This is a genomic window from Pseudomonas farsensis, from assembly GCF_014268805.2.
Taxonomy (GTDB): domain Bacteria; phylum Pseudomonadota; class Gammaproteobacteria; order Pseudomonadales; family Pseudomonadaceae; genus Aquipseudomonas; species Aquipseudomonas farsensis.
In genome coordinates, this window is record NZ_JABWRF020000001.1 from 887,644 (window position 1) to 907,919 (window position 20,276).

The following is a 20,276-nucleotide window of genomic DNA, read 5'->3' on the forward strand; positions in this document are numbered from 1 at the left end:
CAATACGATAACCACGTTTCCATTTTCTGAAGGACTCTTGATTATGGCTATTCAATCTGTGGTGCATTCCAACGCGTTTAACTTCGTCAGTTTCATGCAGAACAGCGTCGACCCGCGTACCGGTCAGTATACGCTGGGCATCGAACTCCCCGAGCTGATCGGCAACAACCTCAACGGCCCGCGGCTGCCGCTGAACCTGAGTTTCAGCCCCATGAATGGTGAGGATGCTGGCTTTGGCATCGGCTGGAGCCTGAACCTGAGCCAGTATGCCATCCAGACGCAAATGCTCAGCCTGGCCACTGGCGAAAGTTTCAAGGTGGCCGACAATGGCCCCGGCCAGACGCCGATCATTGCCGAGCGCAAGCTCGAAAGTTTTCACCTGCACAACGAAAGCGACCCAGGCACGAAGCTGGTGCGTTACCGCGTGGTACACAAGTCGGGCTTGGTGGAGGTGCTCGAGCCGCATCCCGGCGACCTCAAGGTGGCCCTGCCAGTGCGCGTGCTTGCCCCTTCGGGGCACAGCCTCACTCTGACCTACGAGCGCATCAGGCAGAAGACCTGCCTGGTATCGGTGAGCGACGACACTGGTCGCTATCTGCTAGCCATCAGCTATGCCAGCAACAGTCAAGTGCTCATCGACCTGCACCCCGGTCAACCGGCCATGGCGCGCTACACCCTTGAGCGCAGCGGCGATGACCTGACCAAGGTAGTGCTGCCTTCGGACGAGCAGGCCAGTTGGCGTTTCACTTACCAAACCTATGAGGGGGTACGCTGCGTGACCGGCGTCGAAACCCCGCTGGGCGGCGTTGAGCGGATTCATTACCAAGCCCAGGGGCATCAGTTGCCTCGCGACGCGCAGAACAATACGCGTTACCTGCCCCGTGTCGTACGGCATGTTGTGGAGCCCCGCGCCGGCCAACCCGAGATGGTTACCCTCTACTCCTATAGCCCGGAAAATTTCCTCGGTTACAACGGCGCCGGCGTCATCTGGAGCGATGATGGGCAGGACAATCTCTACAAGCTGACCGACTTCAGCTACCGCTACACCTCAACTGCCCACTACATGCGCCCTGGTCAGGCGGGTGAGGCAGCGGAAGTTGAAGTACGCAGCATCAAGCGCTGGTTCAACCGCTTCCACCTGGTCACCGAAGAAGCCACCACCCAGGGCGATTGTGTGGCCACGGTCAGCACCCTGTACCACGAAAATCCAAGGTATGACTTCGTGTACCAGCCAAACAACTTTCAGTTGCCCAGGGAGGTCACCCGCCAGTGGCGCCTGATCAGCGACCCGAATGAGGTCCGAGAGGAGAAAGTACTCACTGACTTCGACGATTTCGGCAACCTGACCGACGAGACACAGGCCAATGGGGTTCGCACCAGGTACGAATACCTGGCCGACCCCGAAGGGTTCAGGAGCCAACCGCGAATGCGGCGGGTGGATCCCGCCAGCGAGGTCGATACCGAGCCTGGTGCACGGGTGTTGCGCACGGACTACACCTATGTACTGCTGGCTCCGTTGAGCCCGCTGACACGGGGTGAGCTGCTGGCCGAGACCGAGACGTTGACTCAGGAGGCCGATGGCGCCGTTCTGCGCAAGACCACCGTAACCTACCACCAGTCAGCTACGCAGCGGTTGACTTACGGGCGGCGCAAGCTCGAGCAAGTGGAGCTTGGGGGGCGTACCACCCAGGTCCAGTATTCGTACGCTCTTGCCACGGACAAATACCCGGCGGAAATAGCCAAGGAGCTGACCCAGATAGCCAAGCACCTGGCGAAAATAGCCGACCATCTGCCGGTGGTTACCGTTGAGATCATTACCGGTTTTGACCATGGTCAGCCCGATGAGTTGGGGCGACCGCGCGATACCATGAAGACCATCACGCTGGTGCACTCGGCGCTGATCGGTGAGCCGTTGCTCAACCGTGACGATAATGATGTAGAAATCGCCTACGAGTACGATCGGCTGCTGCGGGTTACCCAAGAGACCGTGGCGCCCAACCAGCCTGATTACACGGCGAGCCGCAAGTACACCTACCAGCTGGCGACGGCGGCTGGGGCAGCGGTGGTGCAGACGCGTACCGACGTGAAGGGGGTGCTCACCATGACCTACCTCGACGGCCTTGGACGCGATGTACGTGAAGAACGCCAGGACAGTGACTTCGGGCTGACCAAGTCCGCTCGCCGGGCGCTTCGCCCCAGCTATACGGCCAAGTATGACGCCTTGGGCAATCGGGTCGAAGAAACCGAATATGACTGGCTCGAACGCGTGGACCAGACGCTGACCACCACATTCGACTATGACGACTGGGGCCAGCAATGCTGTGTAACCGGCCCGGACGGTGTGCGTAACTACGAGCAGAGCGCTCTGAACGGTAGCAGGGCTTGGCGCCGCGGGCCGGTAGTCACTCAATGGCGTGAGAGCGCAGATGGCAAGGCGCGCACCGGCAGCACCGTCAGTTTGCTGAACCGTTTCGAGGAGCCGAGCAAGGTAACCCGCTTCGACATCCAGGGCCGCGAGTACAGCACCCACCATTATTTTCTCGATGGCTTGGGCCGGACCGCGCGCGAAATCGAGGCACGCGGCGAGCAGACCAAGTTCTCCCATGACGCCTTCGACCGCCTGGTAGACCACACCCTTGCCGACGGGGCGGTGGTGCACCGTGACTACGCGAAACACAGCAGCGAGGACTTGCCGACTCGGATTGAGGTCGTGCATCAAAAGGCAAGCACCGTAAGCCTGTTGGGCGAACAGCGCTTCGATGGCCTGGACCGAATGGTCGAATCCATCACGGGTGGGCGCAGGCGGGTGATGGTCTACCAGCCAGGGCAGCGTCAGCCGCATGAGGTGATAACACCGCGCAATCAACACATTGCTTATGAGTATGTGCCGGCGCTCGGCGAGGAACCCATGAGGCGTAGTTTGCTTGATGCCGATGTGATGGCCACTTATGACTATGACCGGAGCAATGCACGGCTGACTTCTTGCACCGAGCAGCAGAGGGGCGACGGTCGTGCCGACGAGTTCCAGGGGCTTAGCCGTGAGTATTTCTCCACGGGTGAGTTGCGCTCTGAAAAGCGCACGCTGGGCGTGGGTCGGGAAGAGTTCGAGATGAGCTATGTGCACAGCCTGCGAGGCCGTTTGCTGGCATATACCGATGTGCAGGGGCAGTTGCAGAGCTACGAATATGACGGTGCCGGGCGCCTGACGTTCACAGCACTAGGAACGGTCTCAAGCGCCTTCAGCTACGACGCCCTGGGGCGTATGTCCAAGATCGAGACGGTCGACAAGGCAACTCGCCCAGCCAATAGCCTGGTTACCGAACTGGAGTACGACGAGTTTGATCGTGAAGTACTGCGGCGCTTCATTTTTGCCGATGATTCCAGCCAGGAGTTGCGCCAGGACTACAACGTGATAGATGGCATCGTGCGCAAGGAGTTGATTGAACTGTCGGCAAATTCGGTGAACAGCGAGTTGCTGCGCCTGGAACATTTCGAATACGACAGGCGCGCCAGGCTTGAGTACTACGAAAGCGAGGGCCCGTTGTCGCCACAGGACCCGAGCGGGGTGACCATGGAGGCCCAGGCGTTCTACCTCGACGACCTGGACAACATCGAAGAGGTGCGAACCTGGCACGCCGAGGGACGTATCGATGCGCGGTATAGCTTTGACAACCCGGATGACCCAGCCCAACTGACCGGGGTGGAGTTGTTGACGCTGCGCACGATCACGCCACAGACGCCAGCAGCACCTGGTGAGGAGCCGCAGTTGGAGGAGGTATCGCGGCGAATGATGCCTCTCTACTACGACGAAGACGGCAACATGACCCAAGACGAAGCTGGGCGCACCCTGGTCTACGACGCGCTGGGCCGGTTGGCCAGCGTCAAGGTACCGGGGGCGGCAGAGCATGGCACCTATGGCTACGACCCGCTTGACCGCCTGGCGGTGCAGACCGGGGAAGGAGGTTTGGAAATGAACACAGACCAAGATCGGGTATCAAGGTCCGAACAAGTGCGCAAGGACGTTATTGCACAACGGTCGGGTCGCAACAGATCGGCCCCGCTAGGGCCCATTCAGATCGATACCACCCTTATTGCCGACCCCACTGACAATACCCTGAGCGCCCGGTATTTCCAGACAGTTGGCCAACCATTACGGTTTGAAATTCCCGCTTGGGATTTTGCCTTCATTGGCGAAGACAAGCTTGAAATTCAGCTCTCCCGTGGGGGAGGAGAATTCTTTACCGAGAAAACCGTGGTACTGCCGGCGCCGCAAGATCCCGCCACCTTCCCGTACGTCTTTGAACTCCCGCGCCAAGACGTCGACCTGCTGGGCGAGGGGGTCCATCGTTTCAGATACAAGGTTACCGACTGGACCGGGGATTCAGCCACCTCAGCTGAGTTGTCCTTGCGCTTCGACCTGCTCCCGCCCTATCGCACGGAAAAACCCGCTGCCTTTGCAACGCTGGCCAATGTTACCGATGCCACCCTGGCGGCTGCTGGCGACAAGGTGGTGCTGGACTTGCCCCCCTATTTCGACTGGGAAGCGGGTGACAAGGTGCGCTGGTACTGGTTCAACGCCCTGCCCGAAGGCGGCGTGGCAATGCAGCCTCTGGGTGAATTGCCTGTGCCGAAGGATGGCTTGGCACTGGAGGTGCCAGGCAGCCATGTGCGCAAGATCGGCGACGGCGGCAGCTACGCTTGGTATGAGCTGGAGGACAAGGCCGGGTATGTCAGCAAGATGTCTCACCACATCGCAATTGGCGTGGCGCTAGGAGTGCTGCCTACGGTTCTGCCGCCGCCTGAAGTTAACCTGGCAACAGCGCAGGATGGGTACCTGATTGATACGGCCGATGCCGCCCTGGGGGTGGAGGTGGAGGTAACCCTGGCCCCGCAGGTCAAGTACACCGATTGGATCAATGTGCATTGGGGCCAGGCCGACCTGGGCTGGATGCCGGTGGGGCCTGGGCCCAGGCTGCGCAGCTTTTCCGTTCCGCTCAGTATGCTCAGAAGCCAGTATTTCGATGATCCGGTGGGGGCAGTGGGCAGAACCACTGGCGACAAGGATACCCTGGTAGCTTACGAGCTGATGCGTGGGTCGGTGCCGCTGGGCGGGGGGGCGCGCGACATCACTGTGAACTTCGAAACTGTCGGCCCCCTCGACCCCGACTGGCCGTCACCTATCAATGCTGCATTGCTGGCGCCGACAGTCCTTGGGCGCGTATCGCAAATACCCAATGAGCTGACCGAGGACGATCGCGACGAGCCGGCCAGCTTGACCTTCACGTTGTTTGAAAACGTTCGCGAAGGCGATGCCTTCACGTTTTACTGGGGCACGGAATTGATCGCTGGCACCGACTACACCGCAGGTCCCGGTGATGTCGAGGGGAAGACGGTCACTGTGGACGTGCCATGGGATGCCATTGCCCGTGGAGGCAACGGCACTATCAAGGTGCACTACCGGGTCAATCGGCCGGGGGTACCGAACCCGTCAGGCTCGATTGCGCAGGATGTCAACGTCGACGCCATCGTCGAAACGGCTGCCCCTGTCATCTTCCTGGGGGCGATGGCAGGCGGACTGGTGCTGGCCTGCTTGTCACTCTACGAAAACCCTGCCGTGCCACACGCCAAGGAGCCGGCATTTCGTATCAAGGTTCCGCCACTCAACCCGGCCCTGGCTATCGGTACCTCCCTGACGTTGACCTGGCGTGTGTTGCAGAGGCTCGACGGGTCGGGGGGAGCAATTCCGGAAGTGGACTTCGACGAGGCGATAACCTTGACCGATGCTCAGATCCGGGAAGGTTTCACTTGGTACGTGCCATGGGATCGATATATCCAGCCCATCTATGGGATTTCCCAGGATGGTTTCGCGACGGTGCAGTACTCGTACATGTCCGGCAAGCTGGTTACATCGCAGGCCGCCAGCATCATGGTCTCCCCGCGAAACCCCGGTGGTATCTGCCCAATCCCACCTGACACTTCTGCGCTGGGAGAAAGCGAGACGTGAAGTTCCGCGTAGGAATATGCGCCGACTGATGTAGGAGTATTCCTACATTTTAGTGGGAGGTATCTCTGTAGTTTGTTCGTAACTCAAAGTTTCATGTCATTTGGAACTTGGTATTTGAATCTACAGAGGACCATCAGCATGAGAACCCGCCTGGGTATGCGAGCTCACCTTACGGCCCTGGCGGTTGCCTTGGCGACCTTGCCGGTACTGCTCGGTACCGGCAAGGCGCATGCCTTGACCATCGTCGTCGGTGACGAGGCAATTGGCAGCACTGACTTGCCCGATAGTTACCGGCTCAACTCGGGGGCAAAGTTGACTGCCACCGGGGCCCAACTCTTGGGTGTCGATATGAACCCCGATTCCACGCTGGTGCTGGACCACAGCGCCGTCTCGAGCACCACCTCCGACGGTGTTGCAGTGGCCAACGGTGGACAGGTGATCGTCGGGAACAATTCGACGGTCTTCGGTATCAACCAGGGCTTGTCATTGCAGCGCTCTGGCACCAATGGCTCCAGTGCTCAGGTCAGTGACAGCCGTATCGAAGGGGTGCGCGTGGGTGTAGGGATCTCTGCCGAGTCGCAGTTGCGGCTGGACAACAGTGAGGTGGTCGGTAGCGGAGCGGGCAGCACCGCCATCCGCATGGTTGGCTCCGGTCAACTCGATGCCAGCGGCAGTCGAATGGTAGGTGACCGCCACGGTATCCAGGTGTACGCCGACCCTACGCTTGCGGGGGTTGCGCGCATCGACCTGGATGGCAGTCATGTCGAAGGTGTTACCGGCTCCGCCATCCTGGTGGGCAATGCCGCGTTGCCTCCCACGCTGGTCGATATCAGCCTCGTTAATGGCTCAACGTTGAAGGGAGGCGATGGCGTGCTGCTGGACGTTCAGGGGCTTTCCACAGCGAACATGCGGGTCGATGCAAGCCATCTTGTGGGGGATGTGCGGGTCGAGGCCGGCAGCAGCGCGAACCTTGACCTGGACAACAACGCCAGCCTGACGGGCAAGCTGGACAACGTGACCAGCCTGGCACTGGCCGGTGCGTCGCAGTGGCACATGACCGGCGACTCGACGGTAGGCAGCCTGTCGTTGAGTGACGGCTCGGTACACTTTGGCGCTGCCACCGACTACCAGCGCCTGACTCTGGGCGGTTTGTCTGGTAACGGCACGTTCTTCATGGATGCCGACTTCGTCACCGGCCAGACCGATTTTCTGGACATCACCGGCGTGGCTGAGGGCGATCATTCGGTGCTGGTCGGCAGCAGTGGCAGTGAACCTGTTACCGCCAACGCCTTGCACCTGATCCATGCCGCAGCAGGTAGTGCCAGTTTTTCCTTGCTCGGCGGGCCGGTGGATATCGGCGCGTTCTCCTATGAGCTGGTACAGCGTGGCCAGGACTGGTTCCTGGATGCCTCAGGCAGCCAGGCAAGCACCGGGACAGTGGCGCTCATGGGACTTCACAGCGCCATGCCGACCGTCTGGTATGGCGAGCTGAGCAGCTTGCGCAGCCGCATGGGCGAACTGCGCCTGAGCGAAGGCAATGCCGGAGGCTGGATGCGCGCCTATGGCAACAAGTACAACGTCGCGGCGGCGGCCGGCGCCGCTTACCAGCAGGTGCAAAGCGGGTTTTCGCTGGGTGCCGATGCGCCCTTGCCGTTCGGTGATGGCCAATGGTTGGGTGGTGTGTTGGCCGGTTACAGCCGTTCCGGGCTGAACTTCGAGCGTAATGCCTCCGGTGAGGTGGACAGCTACTACCTGGGGGCGTACGCCACTTGGCTGGATGTGGACAGTGGCTACTATTTCGATGGCGTGGCCAAGCTCAATCGTTTTGACAACAGCGCCGATGTGACGCTGAGCGACGGTACGCGCACCAAGGGCGACTACCGCGCCACCGGTATCGGCCTGTCGGCCAAGTTCGGGCGCCATATTGCCCTGCAGGATGGTTACTTTATCGAGCCGTTCACACAGTGGTCGACGGTTCATGTCAAGGACAAGGACCACAAGCTGGACAATGGCCTCAAAGCCGAAGGCCGCGACGTCGGCTCATTGCTCGGCAAGGCCGGGGCAACCGTCGGGCGCACCATTCAAACCGATGGCGGTGGCATGCTTCAACCCTACCTGCGCTTGGCCTATGTCCACGAGTTCGCAGAGGGCAATCAGGTGAAGGTCAATGGCCACCGTTTTGACAACGACCTTTCCGGGGGGCGCATGGAGGCAGGGGCGGGTATTGCCGCCACGCTGAGCGACCGTCTGCAGTTGCATGTCGACCTGGATTACGGCAAAGGCTCGAAACTTGAACAGCCCTGGGGAGCCAATGTGGGGCTGCGCTACAGCTGGTAATGACTCGAAGGAAGGCGCAAGCCTTCCTTTTTTTTGCCACCGATACAGAGGAAATGCCCATGGCCATCCTGAAGTCTGCGCTTGAAATTCCGAAGGTCGAAGCGGCCCTGGAAGATATCGAGGGCGGCTTGCCCAACCTCTTGCCCCTGACTGCTCTAGTGTGGAACCTGCAGGTCGAAGTGCCCATGTGGCGTGAGTCCTTCCCGCTGCCCGGCCTGCCGGAATGGTTGGGTTTGTTCTGGGACGGTACGAAGGTCGATGAGGCTTTCTGGAATGGCCCCGTTCCGCCCTCAGACTTGATCCGCCATGTGCCGCTGCACCTGTTGACAGAGGGGCGTCACCAACTGCACTACGAGGTGAGGATTTTTAACGGCGAATATGGCGTGTCCCCCTCGATGATCGTGTCAATCGACAGGACCCCCCCTTACCTGGGCGCGAACGAGGGCAAGTTGCAGTTTGCTGATGAGGTGGAGCTGAACGGGGTCACGGCGCGGTACCTGGAGCTCAATGATGACGTGTTGGTCGCCACGCTTCCCGAGTATCTGGTGATGGCGCCTGGGGATCGGGTTGTCTGGTACTGGGACGAGGTGCCGTTCGACGACAATTTGGTCAGCCAGCGCACGTTGGCCCTTGAGGATATCGGCAAGCCGCTGACCATCGAGTTTGCGGGCGACATAATCCGCGCACGTGGCGATGGCAGGCGCTACGCGTACTACCGTGTTTACGACCGCGCCGGCAATGGCAGCATGCGGGCGCGGCCAGCGGTGATCGAGACCGACGTAACGCCGATACCCAGGCTCTTGCCTTGGCCCCATGTGCCCAAGGCTGAAGGAACGGCACAGAACGTCCGGCTGGCGCTTGAGGGCATAGGCGCGCCGTTGCTGGTGACGCTGCCAGCCGGTGCGGTGATCAACCCCGGTGAGGCGGTCAGCGTGGAGTGGGGCGTGCCGGGTACTTTCGGCTACCACCTGGCCGAGCAGCCGTATCAGGGCCAGATCGGCCGTTACGAGACGCCGTTGGCCAAGGTGGTGGCCCAGGCCGGCAAGACCGTTCAGGTGCGCTATCTGGTGCAGGCACCGGAAGGGCGCTTGTCGTCTCAGTTGCTGCACATCGCGGTGCAAAAGTTGGCTACCACGAGCCTACCGCGGCCCTACCTGGAAGGGGCGGGCGTCGCTGGCACGCAGATCAGTCTGGGTAGGGTAGGTGCCCGTACCGACGTGCGGCTGGACCCTTGGTTCCTGATGGCGGCGGGGCAAAAGGTGACTGTAATGGTCTCCGGGGTGTCGCCGCAGGGAGCGGCGGTGCAGGAAACCTTGCTGGATAGCTACCCGGTGCGTTCTGGCAACGAGCACGTCGTAACCAGCCTGACCAAGGCTTTCCTGCAGCGCCTTCAGGTGAACAGCTCGTTTACCATCACAGCGAGGTTGAGCTTCGATGGCGGCGAGAGCTGGTCTCATCAGCGGACACTCAGCATGGTGCTGATCGCCTGACGGCCCTGTTCAGCGAACAGGGGCTGTACGCGTGAGAGCAGGCGTTACCCCGCCGTGGTCATTGATGATGTTGAAGGTGACGTCGATCTTTTTGCTATCGGTAAGCGGTGCCGGCAACGGATAGTGCTGGCGCCCCAGGGGAATGGCCATTTCCTTCGGGTCCAGGGCTATGCCGTTGACCTCCAGGCGGCCGAAGGTGAAGTGGAAGGGCGACGGGTTGTCGACCACTAGCAGGGGCTTGCCATCAAGGCGCTGCACGGACCATTCCAGGTCGCCGAGCCGGCTTTGCGGCAGCTCCTTGAGCTGGGTGGGGCGATAAAACACTTTGATCCGGGTGCGCAAGGCGATGTTCAGCACATTGCGGGCCTCAGGGGCGCGCTCGGGCAGTTCCTGGACGTTGAAGTAGAACAGCGACTCGCGATCATCGGGCAGCTCATTGGGCAGCACGTTGATCTGCACCACTTGTTCGCCACCCGGCTCCAGGCGGAACAGGTTGGGTGCGGTGAGCATGGGGACTGCGGTGGTGGTGTCGTCGGCGGCTGTGTTGACCCAGACCTGCGCGGCAAAGACGCTCTTGCTGGGGTTGGCGACCACCAGCGAAGAGCTGCGCTTGTTGCTTGGGTGTACCACGCGTGTACTGTCGATGGTCAGTGCCGCGTGCGCGGACTGCGCGAACAGCGGCAGGCACGTGGCGAGCACTGCCGCACGCATGGAGTGGCGGCGAATCGGAGTGGGCATTGCGCTGGACCTGGCAGAAGGAAAACGGTGTCCAGGCACCCGAAGGTGCCTGGCGCGGAAGATCAGCGAATATCGACCAGGAAGTCGACGCTGGTCTCGATCTGCCCTTCAGTGACTGTGGCGGCAGTGGTCTGCAGCGCGGCAATGAAGCTCATGTCGGTGGGGGCGGTGGCGCTCAGGTCGAACGGAGCAGATTCCTTGCCTGGTTCGACCAGGGCGTTTTTACGGTCCTTGATTTCCATGACCATGCCGGTGGTGTAGCCGAGGCCGCTTTGCAGCGAATACAGCTTGCCGCTCGGGTCGGCGCCAAAACGTGGCGAGAAGGTGACGTAGGCTTTTTTGGCCGGGTCAATCAAGCAGGTGGCATCTGGAGTGACACGCAGGCCGAAATGCACGGCTGGCGTCTTCTGGCCGACGGCGGTGAAGTCTTTGGTGCGGAAGTCGCCCAGGTGGACACGTGGCAGGGCAGGGCCGCCCGGGGTGACGACATCAATGGGGCAGGTGCCGCCAGTACTAACGGTACCTTGGAAATTGATGATGCCGGTTTCAGCCATGGCGGCGCCGGCGCTGAGGCTGAGGGCCAGTGCAGCGATAGTCTTCTTGATCACGATGTAATTCCGAATGAAGTGGTCGAGGTTTGACTGCCCTCAGGCTCGGTGTTTGAGCCTGACAGCAGAGGCCGGCAGATTAGAGGGAGGCCCCGGTAGGGTATGTAGGCTAAGTTCCTCGGCGCTGTCGGCAATGTCGGCACTTCATTCGGCAGGGTCAGTGAGCGCTGCCTGGGGCCGGCTGGCTGAGCATCTGTTTGTGCTGGTGCCAATCGAATGGCTGGCCGTTCTGCTCAGCCTCGTAGCGCAGTTCTTCGAGCTGCTGGTACACAGCCAGTTCATCGTCCGGCATGAAGTGCAGGCAGTCACCGGCGAAGAACCACAGCAGGTCGCGGGGAACCAGGTGGGCGATCTGCGGGTAGCGCTGGATCACCTGGCAGATCAGGTCCTGGCCAAGGTACTGGCTTTCGAGCGGGTCCTGTGGCAGCAGGGTCAGCAGTTCATCGAAGCGGTCGAGGAACAGGCTGTGGCTCTCCTCCGGTACCTGCTCTGCTTCGCCCAGTGCGACCAGGATGGTGCGCAGGTGTTGCAGCAGTTGCAGGTGGTATTGCAGGTGGGGGTTGGCCATGGAGAGGCTCCTCGGTGGTTGAAACAGGGGGGCGCAGTATACGCCAATCGCGGGGCAAGCCCGCTCGCCACCCCTGTGCGGTTTTCACCGTTCAGCCGTAGTTGCCTGGATACCCATGCTCATCACCCACAGGGTTGGGCCCAATCAACAATGCGGCTGAGCGCGATCACCGAACCTTGCCCGGCTCAGCCAGCAGTTGCTCCTTGTCGAACGCATCGACATCGATCACCACCCGTCGGGCATGCTCGGCGCCCTGCAATTGCTGGGCTTCAGCCGGCTGTAATACGCCAGCCTGCAGCGCCGCATCGAGCACTGGCTGGCCAGGCTGCGGCGTGACGGTGCCGTCCTTGAGCGCCTGGTGCAGGCGTGCCTGCAGCGGAGCCACTTCATCGAGCAGGTCGCAAGCCCGTTGCAGCGCCGCTACCGGGTCGCCCTCGGCTTGCGGGCGGAAGCAGCCGTCCAGCAGCTCTTCCAGCGCTGCATCGCCCTGCTTGCGCCCGATCAGCTCGGCAACCTCAGCGTCCAGCTCATCGCTTGGCCCGGCGTGGCGACGGCCAAGGGGGAACACCAGCACCCGCAGGGCGCAGCCGATAAAGCGGTTGGGGAAGTTGTCCAGTAGCGCGTCCAGCGCCTGCTCGGCCTTGCCCAGGCTCTCTTCCAGCGCCCAGCGCAACAGCGGTTGCAGGTGCGCAGGCGACCCTTGGTCGTGGTAACGCTTGAGCGCAGCCGATGCCAGGTACAGGTAGCTCAGCACATCGCCCAGCCGCGCACTCAGGCGCTCGCGGCGTTTCAGCGCACCGCCGAGCAGCATCATCGAAAGGTCTGCCAGCAAGGCAAAGGCGGCCGCCTGGCGGTTCAGTGCACGGAAGTAACCCTGGCTCAAGGAGTCGCCCGGCACTTTCTCGAAACGCCCGAGGCCCAGCCCGAGCACCAGCGTGCTCGCAGCGTTACCCGTCGCGAACATGATGTGCTGCATCAACAGCTCATCGAACTCCTTCAGCGCCTGGTCGTGGTCCTGGCGCCCGGCCAAGGCCATTTCCTTCAGCACGAACGGGTGGCAACGGATCGCGCCCTGGCCGAAGATCATCAGGTTGCGCGACAGGATATTGGCGCCCTCCACGGTAATGAAGATCGGTGCTCCTTGCCAGTTACGGCCCAGGTAGTTGTTGGGGCCCATGATGATGCCCTTGCCGCCGTGCACGTCCATGGCGTGCTGGATGCACTCGCGCCCGCGCTCGGTGAGGTGGTACTTGAGGATCGCCGACAGCACCGAGGGTTTTTCGCCCAAGTCCACCGCCTTGGCGGTGAGCAAGCGCGCGCTGTCCATCAGCCAGGCGTTGCCGCCGATACGCGCCAGCGACTCTTGAATACCCTCGAAGGCGTTCAGTGGTACGTTGAATTGCTCGCGCACCCGCGCGTACTGACCGGTCACAAGGCTCGTGTACTTGGCCGCACCCGTGCCCACCGCCGGCAGCGAAATGGAGCGTCCCACCGACAGGCAGTTCATCAGCATCATCCAGCCCTGGCCGAGGCGGTCCCGGCCGCCAATCAGGTAGTCCAGAGGGACGAACACGTCCTTGCCGCTGTTGGGCCCGTTCATGAACGCCGCACCCAGCGGCAGGTGGCGCTTGCCAATCTCAACGCCCGGCGTATCGGTGGGAATCAACGCCAGGCTGATACCCAGCTCGGTCTGCTCGCCCAGCAGGTGGTCCGGGTCGTAGGCCTTGAAGGCCAGGCCCAGCAAGGTCGCCACAGGGCCCAGGGTGATATAGCGTTTTTCCCAGTTCAGGCGCAGGCCGAGCACTTCTTCGCCGTTCCACTGGCCTTTGCAGACGATGCCGGTGTCGGGCATGGCGCCAGCATCGGAACCTGCCAGGGGGCCTGTGAGCGCGAAGCAGGGGATGTCGTCGCCACGGGCCAGGCGCGGCAGGTAATGATCGCGCTGTTCGTCGGTGCCGTAGTGCAGCAACAGTTCAGCCGGGCCAAGGGAGTTGGGCACCATTACCGTCGAGGCCAGGTCGCCGCTACGGGTGGCCAGTTTCATCGCCACCTGCGAGTGGGCATAGGCGCTGAAGCCTTTGCCACCGTATTGCTTGGGGATGATCAGGGCGAAGAAGCCGTGCTGCTTGATATGCGCCCAGGCTTCAGGTGGCAGGTCGAGGTCCTGGCCGATCCGCCAGTCGCTGACCATGGCGCACAGTTCTTCGGTGGGGCCGTCGATGAACGCTTGCTCTTGCTCGGTAAGTTTCGGCGCCGGGTAGTCGAGCAGCGTGTCCCAGTGTGGGCGGCCGCTGAACAGCTGCCCATCCCACCAGACGGTGCCGGCATCGATCGCTTCGCGTTCGGTCTGCGACATGGGCGGCAGGGTGCGCTGGAACCACTTGAACACTGGCGCTGTGAATACTTGGCGGCGCCAGTCGGGCAGGGCGATGAATCCTGCCTTGACCGCGACCAGCGCCCAGATCAGCACCAGCAGCCAGCCCGGTGCGCTGCTGAAGATGCCCATCAGCAAGGTGAAGGCGGCGACCGCACCCAGAATCTGCATGGGCGGCAGGCGCCGGTGGGTCAGGTAGAGGGCGCCGAATAACAGGACCAGCAACCACAACAGCAACATAAGTCTTCCTCCATGGAACCTTAAAGGCATACAGCCGAAACCATAGAGCTTAGACGCACTGCGGTGGACGGCCCGGTCTGACAGTGACCTATGGAACAGCGCGCAAGTTCGATGGTTGCTGCACGTGGCCATTGCGATGGTTCGGCATTCCGAGCAAGCACGCCCCCATGCCGCACAGTTCTGCGCAGGCTTGTGCTGGCCTAGTCGCAGGCTGTCGCCAGCTCCCACAAAGACCTGCGCACGGCCACAATCTCGAGGCCTGCCCGGATCCCTGTGGGAGCTGGCGACAGCCTGCGATGAGGCCGGCACAAGCGTGCGCAAAACCCTGGAATCACCTACGGTGGTGTGCTCGTGGAAGGGCCTGCACGCAGGCCGACGCTGGAGTAGACTGTCCACCCTCTGCATTCACAAGGGACGCTGTCATGCTGAAAATCTGGGGTCGCAAGAATTCAAGCAACGTACGCAAGGCACTGTGGATCGCCCACGAGCTTGGGCTGGAATTCGAGTCCATCGATGCTGGCGGCGCCTTTGGCCGGGTCAACGAGCCGGACTACCGCGCCCGCAACCCCAACGGCCTGGTACCGATGCTCGAAGACGGCGACCTGACCCTGTGGGAGTCCAACACCATCGTGCGCTACCTGTGCGCCGAGTACGGCGCAGAACAGGGCTGGTACCTGAGCGACCCTCGCCAGCGGGCCAAGGCCGACAAGTGGATGGACTGGACCACCTCGTCATTCGCCACGCCGTTTCGCCCGCTGTTCTGGGGCCTGCTGCGCACCCCCGAAGACCAGCGCGACTGGGTGGCCATCAATGCCGCGCACAAGCAGTGCGCGCAGTTGCTGAGCATTGCCGACCAGACGTTGAGCACACAGCCCTACCTGAGCGGTGAGCACATCGGCATGGGCGACATCCCCCTGGGCAGTTTTATCTATGCCTGGTTCGAAATGCCCATCGAACGCCCCGACATGCCCCACCTGCGGGCCTGGTACGAGCGCCTCAAGCAGCGCCCGGCCTATCAGGCGGCGGTAATGACCGCCCTGACCTGATCGAACACCACGGGTGCTTCGATAGTCACTATCACTACGCGTGACTGTACTTGTGCGGCCTGGCCTTGCACCATGGCCGCATCCACTGCGCCAGTGACTGTGCCTGGCGTGCCTCGACCCTTTTATTTCGGTACCTGACCCGCTATGAGTTCTGCCCTGTCCATCCGACAGCTGACCAAGACCTACGGCAACGGCTTCCAGGCCCTCAAGGGCATCGACCTGGACGTCGCCGAAGGGGACTTCTTCGCCTTGCTCGGCCCCAACGGTGCCGGCAAATCCACCACCATCGGCATTCTCTCCACCCTGGTGAACAAGAGCGGCGGCACGGTCAACGTGTTTGGCCACGACCTGGACCGCGAGCCTGCCGCGCTCAAGCGTTGCCTGGGCGTGGTGCCGCAGGAGTTCAACTTCAACCAGTTCGAGAAGGTGTTCGACATCGTCGTCACCCAGGCCGGCTACTACGGCATCCCGCCCAAAGTGGCCAAGGAACGCGCCGAGCAGTACCTGACCCAGCTGGGCCTGTGGGACAAACGTGATGTACCGTCACGAGCGTTGTCAGGTGGCATGAAGCGCCGGCTGATGATCGCCCGGGCGCTGATCCATGAACCGCGCCTGCTGATCCTCGACGAACCGACCGCAGGCGTGGACATTGAACTGCGCCGTTCGATGTGGAGCTTTCTGACCGAGCTTAACCAGAAAGGCATCACCATCATCCTCACCACCCACTACCTCGAAGAGGCCGAGCAGCTGTGCCGCAACATCGGCATCATCGACCACGGCACCATCGTCGAGAACACCAGCATGCGTCAGTTGCTGGGCAAACTGCATGTCGAGACCTTCGTACTGGACCTCAAGCATGACTTGCTGGCTGCCCCGCAGTTGCAGGGTTATCCGTGCCGCTTGATCACCCCGCACACGCTGGAGGTGCAGGTGGACAAAGACATCGGCATTACCGCGCTGTTCGGCCAATTGGCCTTGAGCAACATCGAAGTGCAGAGCTTGCGCAACAAGACCAACCGGCTTGAGGAGTTGTTTGTGGCCCTGGTGGAAAAGAACCTGTCGAAGGTGGCCGTATGAGCGTAGAGCTGCGCACCAACTGGGTAGCCCTGAACACCATCGTCTACCGCGAAGTGCGGCGGTTTTTGCGGATCTGGCCGCAAACCCTGCTGCCGCCGGCGATCACCATGGTGCTGTACTTCGTGATCTTCGGGAACCTGATCGGCCGGCAGATCGGCGACATGGGCGGGTTCACCTATATGGAGTACATCGTGCCGGGGCTGATCATGATGTCGGTGATCACCAACTCGTACGGTAACGTGGTGTCGAGCTTCTTCGGCAGTAAGTTCCAGCGCTCCATCGAGGAGCTGATGGTGTCGCCGGTGTCGCCGCACACCATTCTCATCGGCTATGTGCTCGGCGGCGTGCTGCGCGGGCTGGCGGTCGGGGCGATCGTCACCTGCCTGTCGCTGTTCTTCACCCACCTGCAGGTGCATCACATGGGCGTGACAGTGATCGTGGTGTTGCTCACTGCGACCATTTTCTCGCTGCTGGGCTTCGTAAACGCGGTGTTTGCGCGCAATTTTGACGATATTTCGATTATCCCGACCTTCGTTCTGACCCCGCTGACCTACCTGGGCGGAGTGTTCTACTCGATCACGCTGTTGCCGCCGTTCTGGCAGACCGTGTCGATGGCCAACCCCGTGTTGCACATGGTCAACTCGTTCCGCTACGGCATTCTAGGGGTGTCGGATATCAGCATCGGTACGGCGATCACCTTCATGCTGGTGGCCACTGCCGTGCTCTACGTGCTGTGTGTGCGCCTGCTGGTCAGCGGCCGCGGCATGCGCGCCTGAGGCTTTGGCCAGGGCGCAGCGACATTGGCGCCGGCGCCACTGCCGGCCCACCCACCAGCGCCAGTAGAGCAGGGTGGTGCAGTAGGCCAGCAACCCCAGCAGTACGCCACAAACCACCGAACCCAGCAGAAACGGCTGCCAGATCGTTGCCAGCTGGCCGGTCACCCAGTCGACGGTGATTTCGTCGGGCAAGGTGCGCGGCGGCACCTGCATCAGCCACGCACCGGTCATGTAGGTGACGAAGAACACCGGCGGCATGGTCAGCGGGTTGGTCAGCCATACCAGGCTGACGGCAATCGGCAGGTTGCCGCGCACCGGAATCGCCAGCGCGGCAGCCAGCAGCATCTGCATGGGGATGGGGATCAACGCCGCGAACAGGCCCACGCCCATGGCCCGCGCTACCGAGTGCCGGTTGAGGTGCCAGAGGTTGGGGTCGTGCAGCAGCTTGCCAAAGAAGCGTAACGACTTGTGTTCCCGGATGCTGCTCGGGTCCGGCATGTAGCGTTTGAACATACGGCGCGGCATGTGGGCTCCCGGCGGGGTTGAAGGGGCTCAGTATGCCTTCATTGAAACGCGGCCTTGTTCAGAGTTTGTGACAATTGTTGAGCAAGGTTTTCCCCAGCATCCGCTATGCCTAGAGACGATATTGGTTTCTGGAGCTCTATCTCATGCGCAAAGGGATGCTTGCGCTGGTGCTCGGCCTGTTGTGCCTGCGGCTGTTGCCTGCGCTGCCATCGGTCGGATGGCTGGTGGCGCTGGCGCTGCTGGGCCTGGCGGCGCTGGGGACCCGCCTGCGGCTGCTGGGTTGGTTCATGCTTGGGGCGTGTTGGGCTTGCTGGTCAGCGCAGTTGGCGCTGGATGATCGTCTGTACGCGGCGCTAGATGGCCGTACCCTGTGGCTGGAGGGGCAGGTAGTTGGCCTGCCGACGCGGGGCGAGCGCGGCGTGCGTTTTGAGCTGGCGCAGCCCCAGTCGCGGCGCGCCGAGCTGCCGCAGCGCCTGCAGCTGAGCTGGTTCGAAGGCCCAGAGCTACGTGCTGGCGAGCGCTGGCGGCTGGCTGTCAGCCTGCGCCGCCCGAGCGGCCTGCTCAACCCCCACGGCCCGGATCGCGAGGCGGCCTTGCTGGCGCGGCGCATTGGCGCCACCGGCACCGTCAAGCACGGTGAACGCCTGGGCGAGGCGGCTATAAGCTGGCGAGACGGCATTCGCCAGCGGCTGCTGGCCAGCGACGCCTATGGTCGTGAAGCGGTCATCGCAGCGCTGGTGCTCGGCGATGGCGGCGGTCTTTCGCGCCAGGATTGGACCACCCTGCAGGCCACCGGCACGGTGCACCTGATGGTGATTTCCGGGCAGCACATCGGTTTGCTGGCCGGTTTGGTCTACGCCTTGGTGGCGGGGCTGGCGCGGCGTGGCCTCTGGCCCCGGCAACTGCCGTGGTTGTACTCGGCCTGCGTATTGTCGATGGCGGCTGCCTTGACCTACGGCTGGCTGGCGGGGTTCGGCGTGCCGGTGCAGCGAGCCTGCCTGATGCTTGCTGTGGTGCTGGTGTGGCGCCTGCGCTTTCGCCATATGGGCGCTGCCACGCCGTTGCTGCTGGCGCTGTCGGCGGTGTTGCTGGTCGAGCCACTGGCCAGCCTGTTACCCGGTTTGTGGCTGTCGTTTGGCGCCGTTGCAGTGCTGGTGCTGTGCTTCACCGCGCGCCTCGGCGCCTGGCGGCCTTGGCAAGCCTGGACGCGCGCGCAGTGGGTAATCGCCATCGGCTTGCTGCCGCTGCTGCTGGCGCTGGGCTTGCCGGTCAGCCTCAGTGCACCGTTGGCCAACCTGCTGGCGGTGCCCTGGCTAAGCCTTGCGGTGTTGCCGTTGGCGCTGCTTGGTACCGCGTTGCTTGGCGTGCCGGTGCTCGGCGAGGCGCTGTTGTGGCTTGCCGGTGTGTCGCTGCACGGGCTGTTCGCGGTGCTGGCCTGGGTTGCCGCGCTGCAACCTGCCTGGCTGCCCGAGCCGCTGCCTGTATGGGCGTGGTTGCTGGTTTGTGTTGGTGCGCTGCTGTTGCTGCTGCCGGCCGGTCTGCCGCTGCGCCTGCCCGGGGCGTTGCTGTTATTGGCCTTGTGGGCACCGCGCGAGCCCATCCCGCATGGGCAGGTGCAGGTTTGGCAACTGGATGTCGGCCAAGGGTTGGCGGTACTGTTGCGCACCCGCCACCACAGCCTTTTGTACGACGCAGGCCCCGCGCAGGGCGCCAGTGATCTGGGCCAAAGCGTAGTGCTGCCGACCCTGCGCAAGTTAGGCGTCCAGCAGTTGGACCTGCTGTTGATCAGCCATGCCCATGCCGATCACGCTGGTGGAGCTGGCGCGGTGCGCAGCGGCTTGCCGGTGCTGCGGGAACTGGGCGGCGAGGACACCGGCCCCGCGCTGTGCGCCAGTGGCGAGCGCTGGCAGTGGGATGGGGTGGATTTCGAGCTGTGGCACTGGCCAGGAGGGCCGTCGAGCAACGAGCGCTCCTGTGTGTTATGGGTGCAGGCCAACGGTGAGCGCCTACTGTTGGCCGGCGATATGGAGGCCGGTGCCGAACGGGCCTGGCTGGCGAGTACCGAAGACCCGCGTATCGACTGGCTGCAGTCGCCGCACCATGGCAGTCGCTCGTCTTCGAGCGAAGCGTTCATAAAGGCGCTTGCGCCGCGTGGGGTGCTGATTTCGCGGGGGCGACATAATGGTTTTGGCCACCCGCACCCGCAGGTGCTCGAGCGCTACCGGCGGCATGCGCTGCTGGTGCATGACACCGCGCTGGAAGGGGCGCTGGGGCTGCGCTTGGGGAGTCACGCAGGCGTGGAGGGGGAGCGTGCAGGGCGCAGGTTTTGGCGTTAGGGTTGTTCTATCCCAGGGGGCGTGAGGGCTGACAGGTGTTCGCCGAAAGGTGTCTGGCGCCTATGAGATCGAACATTTGCCAGCCTCCCCCTCCGGCACCTGATTCCCTGACCTTCGGCAGATGAGCCCTCAGCGTGCCTATGGTAGAGTGGCGGCC

12 protein-coding genes are annotated in these 20,276 nt (G+C 62.5%); 7 read left to right on the top strand and 5 right to left on the bottom strand.

What is annotated here, in order from left to right:
- The first annotated feature begins 43 nt into the window (after positions 1-43).
- From HU719_RS03970 to HU719_RS03980, 3 genes are all read left to right on the top strand, one after another.
- A complete protein-coding gene (locus tag HU719_RS03970) occupies positions 44-6,004 on the top strand; it encodes an RHS repeat domain-containing protein (protein ID WP_186535297.1) in 5,961 nt (1,986 codons plus the stop codon).
- Positions 6,005-6,142: 138 nt separating this feature from the next.
- Entirely contained in the window at positions 6,143-8,341 is a 2,199-nt protein-coding gene (locus HU719_RS03975; protein ID WP_186535299.1) for an autotransporter outer membrane beta-barrel domain-containing protein, read from the top strand.
- Positions 8,342-8,400: 59 nt separating this feature from the next.
- Complete coding sequence (locus tag HU719_RS03980) at positions 8,401-9,831, top strand: hypothetical protein (RefSeq protein WP_186535301.1); 1,431 nt, start codon at positions 8,401-8,403, stop codon at positions 9,829-9,831.
- 9 nt (positions 9,832-9,840) lie between these two features.
- Here HU719_RS03980 and HU719_RS03985 read toward each other — a convergent pair whose 3' ends face one another.
- The 4 genes from HU719_RS03985 to HU719_RS04000 form a co-directional block, all read right to left on the bottom strand.
- Entirely contained in the window at positions 9,841-10,569 is a 729-nt protein-coding gene (locus tag HU719_RS03985; protein ID WP_186522619.1) for a fimbrial biogenesis chaperone, read from the bottom strand.
- 62 nt (positions 10,570-10,631) lie between these two features.
- Positions 10,632-11,177: a fimbrial protein gene (locus HU719_RS03990; RefSeq protein WP_186522621.1), complete on the bottom strand. Its 546-nt coding sequence runs from the start codon at positions 11,175-11,177 to the stop codon at positions 10,632-10,634.
- 157 nt (positions 11,178-11,334) lie between these two features.
- Positions 11,335-11,745, bottom strand: a complete 411-nt coding sequence (locus HU719_RS03995) for a PA2817 family protein (protein WP_186522623.1) — start codon at positions 11,743-11,745, stop codon at positions 11,335-11,337.
- 166 nt (positions 11,746-11,911) lie between these two features.
- Positions 11,912-14,359: an acyl-CoA dehydrogenase gene (locus HU719_RS04000; protein WP_186535303.1), complete on the bottom strand. Its 2,448-nt coding sequence runs from the start codon at positions 14,357-14,359 to the stop codon at positions 11,912-11,914.
- A gap of 422 nt (positions 14,360-14,781) precedes the next feature.
- Between HU719_RS04000 and HU719_RS04005 the strand changes: the two genes are divergently transcribed.
- From HU719_RS04005 to HU719_RS04015, 3 genes are all read left to right on the top strand, one after another.
- On the top strand, positions 14,782-15,405 hold the full coding sequence (locus HU719_RS04005) for a glutathione S-transferase (protein WP_186535305.1): 624 nt from the start codon (positions 14,782-14,784) through the stop codon (positions 15,403-15,405).
- A 144-nt stretch (positions 15,406-15,549) separates the two neighbouring features.
- Positions 15,550-16,482, top strand: coding sequence for an ABC transporter ATP-binding protein (locus HU719_RS04010; protein WP_186535307.1), 933 nt, complete (start codon positions 15,550-15,552; stop codon positions 16,480-16,482).
- A complete protein-coding gene (locus HU719_RS04015; protein ID WP_186522632.1) occupies positions 16,479-17,258 on the top strand; it encodes an ABC transporter permease in 780 nt (259 codons plus the stop codon). Before HU719_RS04010 ends, HU719_RS04015 begins: the two co-directional genes overlap by 4 nt.
- On the opposite strand, the gene HU719_RS04020 is transcribed toward HU719_RS04015, so the two are convergent.
- The gene (locus HU719_RS04020) at positions 17,142-17,783 is read right to left on the bottom strand and encodes a DUF2062 domain-containing protein (RefSeq protein WP_186535309.1); all 642 of its coding nucleotides are present in this window, start codon (positions 17,781-17,783) and stop codon (positions 17,142-17,144) included. The two genes, HU719_RS04015 and HU719_RS04020, sit on opposite strands and share 117 nt — an antisense overlap.
- Before the next feature lie 143 nt (positions 17,784-17,926).
- Here HU719_RS04020 and HU719_RS04025 point away from each other — a divergent pair, with 143 nt between their 5' ends.
- Positions 17,927-20,119, top strand: coding sequence for a DNA internalization-related competence protein ComEC/Rec2 (locus HU719_RS04025; protein WP_186535311.1), 2,193 nt, complete (start codon positions 17,927-17,929; stop codon positions 20,117-20,119).
- Positions 20,120-20,276 lie beyond the last annotated feature (157 nt).

What these genes read in the sequence shown, in the direction of transcription:
- HU719_RS03980 (WP_186535301.1), top strand. Translation starts at nt 8,401, where the DNA reads ATGGCCATCCTGAAGTCTGCGCTTGAAATTCCGAAGGTCGAAGCGGCC.
- HU719_RS04025 (WP_186535311.1), top strand. Translation starts at nt 17,927, where the DNA reads ATGCGCAAAGGGATGCTTGCGCTGGTGCTCGGCCTGTTGTGCCTGCGG.
- HU719_RS04005 (WP_186535305.1), top strand. Translation starts at nt 14,782, where the DNA reads ATGCTGAAAATCTGGGGTCGCAAGAATTCAAGCAACGTACGCAAGGCA.
- HU719_RS03975 (WP_186535299.1), top strand. Translation starts at nt 6,143, where the DNA reads ATGAGAACCCGCCTGGGTATGCGAGCTCACCTTACGGCCCTGGCGGTT.
- HU719_RS03985 (WP_186522619.1), bottom strand. Translation starts at nt 10,569, where the DNA reads ATGCCCACTCCGATTCGCCGCCACTCCATGCGTGCGGCAGTGCTCGCC.
- HU719_RS04010 (WP_186535307.1), top strand. Translation starts at nt 15,550, where the DNA reads ATGAGTTCTGCCCTGTCCATCCGACAGCTGACCAAGACCTACGGCAAC.
- HU719_RS04000 (WP_186535303.1), bottom strand. Translation starts at nt 14,359, where the DNA reads ATGTTGCTGTTGTGGTTGCTGGTCCTGTTATTCGGCGCCCTCTACCTG.
- HU719_RS03970 (WP_186535297.1), top strand. Translation starts at nt 44, where the DNA reads ATGGCTATTCAATCTGTGGTGCATTCCAACGCGTTTAACTTCGTCAGT.
- HU719_RS04020 (WP_186535309.1), bottom strand. Translation starts at nt 17,783, where the DNA reads ATGCCGCGCCGTATGTTCAAACGCTACATGCCGGACCCGAGCAGCATC.
- HU719_RS03995 (WP_186522623.1), bottom strand. Translation starts at nt 11,745, where the DNA reads ATGGCCAACCCCCACCTGCAATACCACCTGCAACTGCTGCAACACCTG.
- HU719_RS04015 (WP_186522632.1), top strand. Translation starts at nt 16,479, where the DNA reads ATGAGCGTAGAGCTGCGCACCAACTGGGTAGCCCTGAACACCATCGTC.